The sequence below is a fragment of the Variovorax sp. UC74_104 genome, assembly GCF_044055375.1.
In the GTDB taxonomy this organism is placed as follows: Bacteria; Pseudomonadota; Gammaproteobacteria; order Burkholderiales; family Burkholderiaceae_C; genus Variovorax.
The window spans coordinates 1,960,066-1,972,637 of record NZ_CP171978.1 but is presented as its reverse complement, the minus strand read 5'-3'; the positions used below and the strand labels follow the sequence as shown (position 1 = coordinate 1,972,637).

General features: G+C 69.5%; 10 protein-coding genes. 3 read left to right on the top strand and 7 right to left on the bottom strand.

Annotation, left to right across the window (positions count from 1 at the left end; translation table 11 throughout):
• Window positions 1-23 precede the first annotated feature (23 nt).
• Together ACHMXA_RS09165 and ACHMXA_RS09160 are read left to right on the top strand one after the other, a co-directional pair.
• Window positions 24-1,415 carry an 8-oxoguanine deaminase gene (locus ACHMXA_RS09165; protein ID WP_395320276.1) on the top strand — a complete coding sequence of 464 codons (1,392 nt, stop codon included), beginning with the start codon at window positions 24-26 and terminating at the stop codon, window positions 1,413-1,415.
• Window positions 1,416-1,586: 171 nt separating this feature from the next.
• Window positions 1,587-3,596 carry a lipoxygenase family protein gene (locus ACHMXA_RS09160; RefSeq protein ID WP_395320274.1) on the top strand — a complete coding sequence of 670 codons (2,010 nt, stop codon included), beginning with the start codon at window positions 1,587-1,589 and terminating at the stop codon, window positions 3,594-3,596.
• Between the two features lie 2 nt (window positions 3,597-3,598).
• On the opposite strand, the gene ACHMXA_RS09155 is transcribed toward ACHMXA_RS09160, so the two are convergent.
• Genes ACHMXA_RS09155 through ACHMXA_RS09145 form a run of 3 tightly spaced genes read right to left on the bottom strand, consistent with a single transcriptional unit; the run spans window position 3,599 to window position 5,800 of the window.
• Complete coding sequence (locus tag ACHMXA_RS09155) at window positions 3,599-4,879, bottom strand: c-type cytochrome (RefSeq protein WP_395320272.1); 1,281 nt, start codon at window positions 4,877-4,879, stop codon at window positions 3,599-3,601.
• A gap of 16 nt (window positions 4,880-4,895) precedes the next feature.
• Entirely contained in the window at window positions 4,896-5,615 is a 720-nt protein-coding gene (locus tag ACHMXA_RS09150; protein ID WP_395320270.1) for a c-type cytochrome, read from the bottom strand.
• Window positions 5,612-5,800: a DUF2970 domain-containing protein gene (locus tag ACHMXA_RS09145; RefSeq protein ID WP_176668561.1), complete on the bottom strand. Its 189-nt coding sequence runs from the start codon at window positions 5,798-5,800 to the stop codon at window positions 5,612-5,614. Before ACHMXA_RS09145 ends, ACHMXA_RS09150 begins: the two co-directional genes overlap by 4 nt.
• A gap of 105 nt (window positions 5,801-5,905) precedes the next feature.
• Between ACHMXA_RS09145 and ACHMXA_RS09140 the strand changes: the two genes are divergently transcribed.
• On the top strand, window positions 5,906-7,324 hold the full coding sequence (locus ACHMXA_RS09140) for a PLP-dependent aminotransferase family protein (protein WP_395320267.1): 1,419 nt from the start codon (window positions 5,906-5,908) through the stop codon (window positions 7,322-7,324).
• Here the strand turns inward: ACHMXA_RS09140 and ACHMXA_RS09135 are convergent.
• The 4 genes from ACHMXA_RS09135 to ACHMXA_RS09120 form a co-directional block, all read right to left on the bottom strand.
• Window positions 7,272-8,540 (bottom strand): MFS transporter, encoded by a 1,269-nt coding sequence (locus ACHMXA_RS09135; RefSeq protein WP_395320265.1) that lies wholly within the window; start codon window positions 8,538-8,540, stop codon window positions 7,272-7,274. The two genes, ACHMXA_RS09140 and ACHMXA_RS09135, sit on opposite strands and share 53 nt — an antisense overlap.
• Window positions 8,541-8,838: 298 nt before the next feature.
• Entirely contained in the window at window positions 8,839-9,666 is an 828-nt protein-coding gene (gene phnX / locus ACHMXA_RS09130) for a phosphonoacetaldehyde hydrolase (RefSeq protein ID WP_395320263.1), read from the bottom strand.
• A 47-nt stretch (window positions 9,667-9,713) separates the two neighbouring features.
• On the bottom strand, window positions 9,714-10,859 hold the full coding sequence (locus ACHMXA_RS09125; protein ID WP_395320261.1) for a TIGR03364 family FAD-dependent oxidoreductase: 1,146 nt from the start codon (window positions 10,857-10,859) through the stop codon (window positions 9,714-9,716).
• Entirely contained in the window at window positions 10,856-12,571 is a 1,716-nt protein-coding gene (locus ACHMXA_RS09120) for a putative 2-aminoethylphosphonate ABC transporter permease subunit (RefSeq protein ID WP_395320259.1), read from the bottom strand. Before ACHMXA_RS09120 ends, ACHMXA_RS09125 begins: the two co-directional genes overlap by 4 nt.
• Window position 12,572 lies beyond the last annotated feature (1 nt).

Below are 12,572 nucleotides of genomic sequence, written 5' to 3'. Positions count from 1 at the left end.
CGGGCCACGGCAAGAATGCCGCCATGCTGATCCTCCGACACGCCGACATCCTCGTCACCATGGACGCCGCCCGGCGCGAGATCGCCGACGGCGCCGTGGTGTGCGACGGCCCCGCGATCGCCTGGGCCGGCCCCACGGCCGATCTGCCCATCGCGTACCTCGAAGCCCTGCTCGACGGCCGCGCCGAAGCCGTCGACATGCGCGGCCACGTGGTGATGCCGGGCCTGGTCAACACGCACCACCACATGTACCAGAGCCTCACGCGCGCGGTGCCCGAGGCGCAGGACGCCGAACTCTTCGGCTGGCTCACCAACCTGTACCTGCTGTGGGCGCGCATCACGCCCGAGATGATCCGCGTGTCGACGCAGACCGCGATGGCCGAGCTGATGCTCTCGGGCTGCACCACCACCAGCGACCATCTCTATCTCTTTCCCAACGGCTCGCGGCTCGACGATTCGATCGAGGCGGCCGACGCGATGGGCATGCGCTTTCATGCGGCGCGCGGCAGCATGAGCGTGGGCCGCAGCGCCGGCGGACTGCCGCCCGACGAGGTGGTCGAGACCGAGGAGGCGATCCTGCGCGACAGCGAGCGGCTCATCGGCCGCTGGCACGACGCCTCGCGCCATTCGATGCGCCGCATCGTGCTCGCGCCCTGCTCGCCTTTCTCGGTGTCGCGCGACCTGATGCGCCTGTCGGCCGAACTCGCGCGCGAGCGCGGCGTGTCGCTGCACACGCACCTGGCCGAGAACGACAACGACGTCGCCTACTCGCGCGAGAAGTTCGGCATGACGCCGGCCGAGTATGCCGAAGACCTCGGCTGGGTCGGCCGCGACGTATGGCATGCGCACTGCGTGAAGCTCGACGAAGCCGGCATCGCGCTTTTCGGCCACACCGGCACGGGCGTGGCGCACTGCCCCTGCTCCAACATGCGGCTGGCCTCGGGCATCGCGCCCATCGGTGCGATGCGCCGCGCGGGCGTGCCGGTGGGGCTGGGCGTGGACGGCAGCGCGTCGAACGACGGCGCGCACATGCTGGGCGAGGCGCGGCAGGCGATGCTGCTGCAGCGCGTGGGCTACGGCCCGGCGGCGATGACGGCGCGCGAGGCGCTGGAGATCGCCACGCTCGGCGGCGCGCAGGTGCTGGGCCGTGACGACATCGGGGCGATCGCGTCCGGCATGTCGGCCGACATCGTGGCCTTCGACATACGCGGTGTCGCACACGCGGGCGCGGGGCACGACCCGGTGGCGGCGCTCGTGTTCTGCACGCCGGCCTCGGTGTCGCTGAGCGTGATCGGCGGCGTGGTGCGCGTCCGCGGCGGCGCATTCACCGGGCTCGAACTGGCACCGCTGCTGGCCAGGCATCGCGACCTGGCGCGCACGCTGTACGAAGCGGCACGGCACCCGCACACGGCCTGACGACGCCCTGACCAGGCGTTGCAGGGAACGCGCCCCGGAGTAGGCAGCAACCCTGATTGCCAACGCCCAAGCCCCTCCGCAGAATCCGCCCACCGAATAGAACGACCGTTCGATTCGGTGGCCGAGCCTTCCGTCGGCCTTCCCGAGACTCACAACAACAGGGAACTCCCGATGAAGCGCAGAGACATCCTCAAATGGTCCGCCTCGGCGGGCGGCCTGGGCCTGCTGGCGGGCAAGACATCCACCGCCTCGGCGGCACTGCCGGTGCCGAAGCCCACGCTGCCGCAGAAGATCGACCCGATCAGCGCCACCTTGCGCCGGCTCGAACTCGTGGGGCGGCAGGCGACCTATGTCTGGACCGAATCGCACATCAACCTGGCCGGCGTGCCGATGGGCGCGGTGGTGCCGGCCACCGAACTGCCGGCACTTGAGCACCAGCTCAAGACGATTTCGAAGGCGCTGGAGGCCGTCACCAACTTCGCGGCCTCGTTCGCGACCAGCGCGCTGGCTTCCGGCAGCCTGCAGTCGCTCGACAACCTGCGCACGCGGCTCGCCAGCCTGCAGGCCAGCTTCGACCAGCTGCTGGCCGCCAACAGTGGGCTGGCGACGCTGCCGGCCGCAGTGCTGGCGCTGCTGGGCACGCTCACCGGCACGGCGGGCGACATCGCCACGCAGCTCAAGCAGATCCACCACGACCTGCTCTCGCAAGGCCCGCTGGGCGCGCTGAACGGGCCGAAGACGGTGGCGCAGTACGACGCGCTCTTCGTCACCATCGAGAAGCCGGCCATCGCGCAGCTGCTGCACGACAACGATCTGTTCGCAGCCATGCGCGTGGCCGGGCCCAACCCGATGCTGATCCAGCGCGCGACGACGCTGCCGGCCAAGTTCCCGCTGGGCGACGCGCAGTACCGGCAGGTGATGGGCGCGGGCGACAGCCTCGCCGATGCCGCTGCCTCGGGCCGGCTCTACATCCTCGACTACGAAGGCCTGGGCGACATGGCGCCGGCCGGGGCGCAGGTCAAGCCGCTCACGGGCACGGGCTACATCCAGGCACCCATTGCGCTGTTCGCGCGGCCGAAGACCGGCCGCTCGCTGGTGCCGGTCGCCATCCAGTGCGGTCAGGACCCGGCCGCGAACCCGATCTTCCTGCGCGTGGACGACACCGCCAACGCCGAGGCCTACTGGGCCTGGCAGTCGGCCAAGACCGCGGTGCAGGTGGCCGACTTCAACTACCACGAGATGTTCGTCCACCTGGGCCGCACGCACCTGATGTCGGAAGCCTTCGCGATGGCCACGCAGCGCCAGCTCGCGACCGCGCATCCGCTGAGCCGGCTGCTGTCGCCGCACCTGGAAGGCGCGATGTTCATCAACGAGGCCGCGACGCTGATCATCATGGCGCCGCTGACCACGGGCGACGTGATCCTCGCAGCACCCATCGAGACGCTGCAGCAGCAGTGCGGACGCGACCGCCTGGCCTACGACTTCCAAGACCGCATGATGCTGCCCAACGACCTGCGCACGCGCGGCGTGGACGACGCAGCGGCGCTGCCCGACTACCCCTACCGCGACGACGCGCTGATGGTGTGGAACGCGATCGCGCAGTGGGTGGGCGACTACGTGGCCACCTACTACCTGAGCGACGCCGACGTGACCGGCGACTACGAACTCAAGGCCTGGGCTGCCGAGCTGGCCACCAGCGGCAAGGTGCAAGGCTTCCGGGCCATTGCCACGCGGGCGCAGTTGGTCGACGTGCTCACCGCCATCATCTTCAACGCCAGCGCGCAGCATGCGGCGGTGAACTTCCCGCAGTATTCGGTGATGACCTATGCGCCCTTCAGCGCGGGCGCCGAAGGTACGCCGGCACCGGCGGGCAGCGCGGGCCAGAGCGAGGCGAGCTGGTCGCAGATGCTGCCTTCGCGTCTGGCGGCGCAGGAGCAGATCCTGCTGTTCCACATCCTCGGCGGCGTGTACTACCGGCCGCTGGGCGAGTACAGGGACAACGTCTTTCCGCACCTGCCTGTGCTGCTGGACCCGGCCATCGCGGGGCAAGGCGGACCGCTGGAGCGCTTCCGCAATGCGCTCGCGGGCATCGAGGCGACCATCCGCCAGCGCAACACCACGCGCACGCGGCCTTACGAGTACCTGCTGCCGAGCCGCATTCCGTCCAGCACGAACATCTGAACTCAGCGCCGCATGGTGTCGAGCTGCGTGACCGGCGGGCTGTCGTTGCCCCAGGAACCGCGCACGTAGGTGAGCACGGCCGCGACCTCGGCCGCGTCCAGCGTCTGGCCGAACGGCGGCATGCCGTAGGGGCGCGGGTTGCCCGAGGTCGACGGCAGGAAGCCGCCGTGCGCGATCACCTGGATGAGGTTGGTGGGCCGCGCCATGTTCACTGCGCGGTTGCCCGCCAGCGGCGGGTATGCGCCGGCCGCGCCCTGGCCCTGGTCGCCGTGGCAGTAGGCGCAGCGCTGGTCGTAGATCTTGGCGCCGCGTGCCATGGTGCTGGCGTCGCGGCGGATCGGAGCCTTGGTTGTCGCCGCTTCGGTCGTCGGCGCATCGGGCAGGTCCTTGAGGTAGCTGGCCATGGCCGTGAGGTCGGCATCGCTCAGGTACTGCGTGCTGCGGAACACCACGTCGGCCATCGGCCCCATCACCGACCCGCGCGGCGCCACGCCGTTCTTGAGCAGCGACACCACTTCGGCCGCTGGCCAGTCGGCCACGCCCGCCTCGTGCGGATCGGTGAGCGAGGGCGCGTACCAGTTCTCGACGGCGATCAGGCCGCCCGAAAGCCCCAGCTTCGTCTCGGTGGCGCCCAGCGAATTGCGGGTGCCATGGCACGCGATGCAATGGCCCAGGCCGTTGACCAGGTAGGCGCCACGGTTCCATTCGGCGGGCTTGCCCGCATTGGCCACGAAGGGCTCGGGCTTAAACGACAGCGCCCGCCACACGGCCAGCGCAGCCTGCGTGTCGTAGGGAAAGCGCAGCCGGTGCTCGCGGTTGGGCACCGCCGAGGACGGCACGCTGCGCAGGTAGGCGTAGATGGCGTCCGAATCCTCGCGCGTCACCTGCGTGAAGCTGGGGTACGGGAACGCGGGGTACAGCAATCGGCCGTCCTTGCTGCGGCCGTTGTGCATCGCGCGCCAGAAATGCGCGCTGCTCCAGCCACCGATACCGGCCTTGTCGTCGGGCGTGAGATTGCTCGAATAGACAGTGCCGAAAGGTGTCTCGATGGGCATCCCGCCCGCATAGGGCTCGCCGCCGCGCGTGGTGTGGCAGCCGGCGCAGTTGCCCGCCAGCGCGAGGTAGCGCCCACGTTCGACCATCTGCGGCGTGGACTGGAAGGCTTCGGCCTGCGTGGGCAGCGGGTCTTCGCCGCGCAGGTTCATCGCCACGATGGTGCCGGCGGCCGCGGCGCCGAGCACGATGAGCGCAAGCAGCAGCCAGCCGAGGTGTCGCAGTTTCATGATGGACTCTGCTCCCTCACTTCGCGGGCATGCCGCCGCATTTCAGGGGTAGCGGTGCGGGCAGCGAGGCTGCGGGCTTCGTATCGGCGGGCATTGGCTGCACCGCGAGCCAGCTCGCGACGGCGTTGATGTCGGCGGTGCTCATGCGCCGGCCGATGTCGGCCATGCAGTCGGGCGCCATCGCATGGCGCTCGTTGGTGAGCCAGGCGCCGAGCTGCGACGACACATAGAGACGCGGCAGCCCCAGCAGCCCCGGGATGGCAGGCTGCACGCCCGTGAGCGCCGCGCCGTGGCATTGCACGCAGGCCGGAATGCCGCGCGCCGCATCGCCTTCGCGCACGAGCTGGCGGCCGCGCTGCAGCTGCTCGGGCGTGGCATCGCTGAGCGGGGAAACGGGCGGGTAAGGCAGCTGCAGCCCGGCGAAGTACTCGGCCATCTCGCGCAGGTAGGCGTCCGACAGGTGCTGCACCATGTACGCCATGTCGCTGTTGAAGCGGCGGCCGTCGCGGAAGCTCACGAGCTGGTTGAACAGGTAGCCGGCCGGTTTGCCCGCCAGGCGCGGAAAGTAGCCGGCGTTGGTGGTCGCGCCCTCGCGTCCGTGGCAGGCGATGCAGGCGGCCACGCGCTGCTCGATGGTGTCGGGCACCGTGGCCGGAGTGCTGGGCGTTGCCGCGCTCGCCATGCCCTGCAGGGCAAGCAAAAGCCCGAACGCAAGGAGCCTGAGTGCGCGCCTCATGTGCCGGCAACGTAGTGCGCCAGCGTGATCAGCCCCGCAATCAGCAGCAGCACCATCACGAGGGCCACGCCGATCAGCGGCAGGATGCCGACCTGCGCCGTCCGCTTTTCCGCGTCGGCGCGGCGGCCGCCCAGCCCGATGAAACTCCAGAGAACGGCGCGCAGCGCGCGCAAGAGATTCGACATGGGGCCAAGTGTGGCCCAGCCCGGCCAGAAAAAACAGATGCAGATTCGCTTCAATTGACCGGTGCAGATAAAGTGCCCCGAAGAACGAATCCAGCAAAGAAGCCGATGAAAAGGTACGAAGCCCTGGCCGCCGACATCGAGGCCTCGATCCGCAACGGCACCCTGAAGACCGGCGACCGCCTGCCCTCGGTGCGCCACACCGGCCAGAGCCGCGGGGTCAGCGCGTCGACCGTGTTCGAGGCCTACTACCTGCTGGAGGCGCGCGGACTCGTCCGAGCGCGGGACCGTTCGGGCTACTACGTCACCGGCGGCGGCCTGCGCGACGCGCCGCCCGAATCCACCCTCACCTCGCGCCCCGCCGGCGAGCCGAAGTCGCTCGACGTGAGCGACCAGGTGTTCGACATCCTCGAAGCCAGCATGTCGCGCAAGGTGGTGCCCTTCGGCTCGGCCTTTCCGAGCCCGATGCTGTTTCCGCTGGCGCGGCTGGGGCAGTTCATGGCCGCCAGCGCGAGGTCGCTCGATCCGTGGAGCACGGTGGACGACCTCACGCCCGGCAGCGCGGCGCTGCGCCGGCAGATCGCACTGCGCTACCTGGGCGACGGCATGCAGGTGCCGGCGGACGAGATCGTCGTCACCAACGGCGCGCTGGAAGCGCTCAACCTCTGCCTCTCGGCGGTGACGCGGCCGGGCGACGCGGTGATCGTCGAATCGCCTACCTTCTACGCCGCGCTGCAGGCGCTGGAGCGCATGGGCCTGCGCGCCGTCGAGGTGCCGACGCACCCTGGCGAGGGCATCGACCTGGAGGCGCTGGAGCAGGCCATCGCCGCGCACAAGCCCGCCGCCTGCTGGCTCATGACCACCTTCCAGAACCCGTTGGGCAGCCTGATGCCCGATGCGAAGAAGAAGGCGCTGGTGGAGCTGCTCGCACGCCATGGCCTGCCACTGATCGAGGACGACGTATACGCCGAGCTGTACTTCGGCGAGCGGCGCCCGCCCCCGGCCAAGGCCTTCGACACGCAGGGGCTGGTGCTGCACTGCTCGTCGTTCTCTAAGTGTCTGGCGCCGGGCTATCGCATCGGCTGGACCTCGGCCGGCCGCTTCGCGCGCAAGGTCGCGCGGCAGAAGCTGTCGAGCACGCTGAGCACATCGGCGCCCGCGCAACTGGCGCTCGCGGGCTATCTGGAGAAAGGCGGGCTCGACAGGCACCTGCGCAAGCTGCGCCAGACCCTGGCGATGCAGCAGGCCACCTTCGCGCAGGCCGTGGGGCACTACTTTCCGCAGGGCACGCACGCGACGCGGCCGCTGGGCGGCTACTTCTTCTGGGTGGAACTGCCCGCGCGGGCGAACGCGCTGGAGATCCACCGCAAGGCGCTGGAACTGGGCATCAGCGTCGCGCCGGGCCCGATCTTCTCGGCCACGCGCGCCTTCGCCAACTGCCTGCGGCTCAACTACGGCCACCCGTGGAACGAGGTCAGCGAGCAGGCAATGCGAACACTCGGCCGCCTGATCGCCGAAGCGTCCTGAACAGCAGGAAGCTCGCGATGCTCACGTTCAGCAGGTTCCACGCAATGCCGTTGATGAAGGCCGCGTGGTAGCTGCCCGTGAGGTCGAACACCTTGCCCGACATCCATCCGCCCAGCGCCATGCCGAAGAGCGTGAACATCAGCACCGTGCCCACGCGGGCACCCGCCTCCTTCGGCGGAAAGTGCTCGCGCACGATGATCGCGTACGACGGCACGATGCCGCCCTGGAAAAGGCCGAACAGCGCCGAGATCACGTAGAGCGGCACCAGCCCGTCGAAGGGCAGGAACAGCAGCAGCGCCACGCACTGCAGCACGCCGCCCAGCAGCAGCGTGCGCAGCCCGCCGATGCGGTCGCAGATGGCGCCCGACACCAGCCGGCTCACGATGCCGAAGCCCAGCATCAGCGAAAGCATGAGCGCGCCCTGCGCCGGGCCGTAGCCCAGGTCGCCGCAGTAGGCCACGATGTGCACCTGCGGCATCGCCATGGCCACGCAGCAGGCAACGCCGGCCACGCACAGCAGGCCCTGCGCGGTGCCTAAGCTCAAGCCGAAGGGGCGCGTCATGTCGCGCGCCGCAGCCGCGCCCGCGGCCGCGTTGGCCGGCGGCGCAACGACAAGTGCCGGCGGCCGCGCGCGGAAGAACATCGCCAGCAGCGCCATCGTCACACCGCAGAAGATGCCCATGCCGATGTAGGTCTGGCGCCAGCCGACGGTCTCCACGAAGTGCTGCGCGATCGGCGGCCACACCGCGCCCGCCAGGTAGTTGCCGCTGGCGCACACCGCGACCGCGATGCCGCGCCGCCTGACGAACCACAGCGAGGTGTCGGCCACCAGCGGCGCGAAGGCCACCGAGCTGCCGAGCAGGCCGACCAGCAGCGCCTGCGCGACGGTGAAGCCGACGATGCCACCTGAAAGCCCCGTGGCGATGTAGCCCGCGCCCAGGAAGACCGCCCCCATGAGCAGCGGCTTCATCACGCCGATGCGGTCGGCCAGCTTGCCCATCAGCACGCCGCCGAACCCGAAGCCCAGCATCAGCAGCGTGTAGGGCAGCGAGGCGTCGGCGCGCGCGACGCCGAACTCGGTCTCCACCGCCGGCAGCATCACCGAAACCACGTACATGCCGCTGCTGCCCACCGTCATGATCAGCAGCGTGAGGCCCAGGCGCACCATGGCGTAGCGCGAATCGGGCTTGTGGATGGTTGTCTCGCTCGTTTTCATTTTTTTATCTCCGCGGCGAGGATACCCCGCAGCGCGAAAAGCCGAGACATGCGAAGAGCCCGGCGGCGCGGATGGCCGCCTCAGGCGCTGCGTCGGCTCAGTGCGTGTATGCCGCTGATGCGACCAGGCTCGCCAAAGCCTTCGGCGTGGGCACGCCGGGCTTCGTCGGCTTTTCGTCGCACGCGGCCGTCAGCAGGCCGAGGCAGAAGAGAAGGACAAAAGCTGCGCTTCGCATGCGAGCCATGCTAGGCCCGCCGCAGCCCGCGTCAAGTCGGACGCCACCGCCTCCGGCTACAGGTCAGGCGGCGACAGGACGCTCGCCGCGCTGCAGCCTGCGCTCGATGTCTTCCAGCACTTGCGGCAGGTCTGCCACGCTGTCGATCACGTAGTGCGCGCCGGCGGCTTCGAGGTTGGCGGCGGCGCGCGCACGGCGCTCCTGCTGCCGGGCTTCGTCGAGCGCCTGCCACTCGGCCAGCGCGAGGCCGTTGGCATTGCCGCTGACCGCGAGGCCCACGGCCCAGGTGCCGGCATTGAGGCCTTCCTGCAGGCCGACTCCGGTGTCGTCGACCTTCACCACGGTGTGCGGCGGCCACACGCCGAGGTCCGCGAAGCAGCGGTACATCATGAGCGGCGACGGGCGGCCCTCGGCAAGGTCGCCGGCGCACACGAGGTTGTCGGGCGAATAGCCGCCGGCCGCAGCGATGGGCACGACCACTTCCATGATCGGGCGGTTGTAGCCGGTGGTGGAGCCGATCTTCAGGCCGCGCTCGCGCGCCGCCTTCACCGCTTCGAGCGCGCCGGGAATGAAGTCGGCATGGTCGCGCACGCTGGCCGCGTTCATGGGCGTGAACACTTCGTAGAGCCTGTCGACATCGGCGTCGTTGAAGGCGTGGCCGTGCTTCGCCTCCCACTGCGCGGCGATGCGCGGCAGCGTGCCCAGCGCCTTGATGTGGTCCCACTTGGCCATGCCCATCGGCCCGCGCGCCTCGGCGATGGTGATGTCGACGCCGAACTGATCGAACAGCTTCACGAAGGCGCCCATGGGTGCGCAGGAACCGAAGTCGAGGATGGTGCCGGCCCAGTCGAAGACGACGGCCTTGAGTTGCGAGTGGTTGTGGGCGTTCATGGCGGCTGAGTGTGAATATCCGGGGAAAGACGGCGACGGCGCGGAAGTCACCATGCGCTGAAGACGTCGTGCGCAATGCCGAAGCCGGTGCTCGCGCCGCTGCCGCTGGTGACCAGCACCAGCCGCGTGGCGTCGTCGGGCGCGTCGATCACGCAGGGCGTGGTCTTCGACGAAGGGTACACGCCGGTCCAGCGCTCGGCGATCTGCGCGGCCTCGAGGTTCAGCGTGCCGCGCAGGTGGCGCAGGATGAGCTGGTCGACCTCCTCCATCGCGAAGGGTTCGGGCGCGTCGGCATAGTGGTGTGAATCGCCGACCACCAGCGAGCCGTCGGCGCTCTGCACCACGATCAGGTGGATGCCGTGCGCGAGCGAGGCGGCGGCTTCCTGCTGAAGACGCGCGCGCAGCGCGGCGGCTTCGGGCAGCGTGCTGTAGCCCTCGTAGCGCACGAGGCTCAGGTCCATCATCACCGAGCCCGGCAGGCGAAAGCCTGCTTCGGGCTTCACGCGCAGCATCTGCAGGCGGCACAGCGTGAGCTCGTGCGCGGCGATGCGATCGGCAAAAAGGCCATGCAGGTCGGTGTTGGTGCAGACCACCACGCGCTCGGCATGCAGCGTGCCGCGCGAGGTGCACACGCGCGGCGTTTCCACCTCGTGCACGGTTTCGCCGAAGCGGAAGGTCACGCCGTGCGCCTCGGCCAGCCACTTCGTGAGCAGGCCGATCGCGGTGCGAGATTCGACGCGCAGCTCGTGCGGGCTGAAGAGCACCGAGCGCGCACCGGCAAGGCTCAGCGCAGGCGCCCTGGCCTGCGCGTCGGCGGCGTCGAGCAGCTCGCAGCCCTTGCCCATCGGCGTGCGCATGAAGGCTTCGAGCACGTCGTGCGCCTCGGGGCGATAGGCCGCGAGCCACAGGTTGCGGTGCACGATCTCGATGCCGGCCTGCGGCGCGACCTCGTTCCACACGCCGCGCGCATGCATCGCCCGGCGCCACATGTCGCCAGGCGCCTGGCCGGTGATGGTGATGAAGCCGAAGTTGCGGATCGACGCGCCGATGGCGGCCGCATCGCGCTCGATCACGCAGACCCTGAGGCCGCGCTGCACGGCGGTGTAGGCATGGGCCAGGCCGACGATGCCGGCGCCGACCACGATGAGATCGAAACTGTTCGGGTTGCGTGCTTGCGGGGTTGCGCTTGTCAACGATGTCTCCAGGTCTGGGTGCGCTTGATTGCCCAATGCCCCGCCAATGCGAACAGCCCCCGGCCGATGGCGGCGGTGAGCATGATCAGCGAGGCCATGGCGGCGGCGGCCGCCACGTCGCCGGCGTCGTCCATGTTGAGCACGGCGATGGCCGCGAGCGTGGTCTGCGGCGAATAGAGGAACACGACGGCCGACACGGTGGTCATCGCGTTCACGAAGAAATAGCCGCCGACGTTGAGCACGGTGGGCAGCGCCACCGGAAGATGCACGCGCCACAGCGTGCGCCAGAACGGCACACCCATCGACTCCGACACCAGCTCGTATTCGCGGTCGAGCTGGCGCAGCGCGGTGAGCGAGGTAAGGTGCGCCACCGAGAAGAAGTGCGCCACCGTGCAGATCACGAGGATGGTCATGCTGCCGTAGATGGCGCGCAGCGGGTTCGACGGCGAGATGAAGAAGAAGATGTAGCCCACGCCCAGCACCAGCCCCGGCACCGCCAGCGGCAGGTTGGCCAGCAGGTTGAGCAGCTCGCGCAGCAGGCCGAAGTGGCGCGGCTTCTCGACGAAGTAGGCCGAGACGAAGGTGACGAGCGCACCCGCCACCGCCGCGCACATGGCCAGCCGCAGCGAGTTGAAGTAGCTGCCCCAGCCGCCGCCATCCATGTTGCTGAAGTCGTAGTTCCTGAACGACGGCACGAGGTTGTAGGGCCAGTAGGTGGCCAGCGACGCGAACACCGCCATGCCGATCATCACGAGGATGGCGCCGGCCGTGAGCACGCAGAACGCCAGCAGTGCACGGTCGCGCGACTTCACGGGCTCTGGGCGGTAGGGCGTAGCGCGCGCCGACAGCGCCGCAGCCTGTTTGCCGCGCACGTGCCGCTCGACGAGGAAGGACAGCACCGCGGGAATCAACAGCACCAGGCCGACCACCGCGCCCATCTGGAAGTTCTGCTGGCCGACCACCTGCTTGTAGATGTCGGTGGCGAGCACGCCGGTCTGCCCGCCCACCACCTTCGGCACGCCGAAGTCGGTGACGACCAGCACGAAAACCACCATCGCGGCCACGATGAGGCCGTAGCGCGACGAAGGCACCGTCACCGTGCGGAAGATGCGCCAGCGCGAGGCGCCCAGCGTCTGCGCGGCTTCGTACAGCCGGCCGTCGGAGGTGGCCATGGCGGTGGTGAGGATCAGCAGTGCGTGCGGCAGCGTCCAGAACACCGAGCCGAGCACGATGCCCAGCGGCCCATAGATCGACACGTCACCCAAGAGCCCCTTGAACAGCCCCTGGTTGCCGAACAGGTAGACCAGGCTGATCGCGGGCAGCAGCGAGGGCGCGAGCAGCGGCATCAGCGCCACCGCGCGCAGCACGCCCTTGGCCGGCATGCGCGACAGCGTGAGCCCGTAGGCATAGACGTAGGCGACGGCGGTGCAGATCACCGCGCTGATCGCCGCGAGCCCCACGCTGTTGAATGCCGACTGCACCAGCGTCGGGTTCTCGAAGTAGCGCGCGAAATTGGCGATGCCGACGACGGCGCCCTCGCGATCGAAGAAGCTCTGCCCGACCAGCGCGCCGACCGGCAGCGCGACGATCACCAGCAGCAGCAGCACGACCAGCAGCACGGCGGCGCCCGTCAGCCAGCGCTCGCGATCGAAGGTGCCACGGCGCATCGCCATCACCGGCGCGACGGCGATGGCGTCGGGAGAACTGCTCATG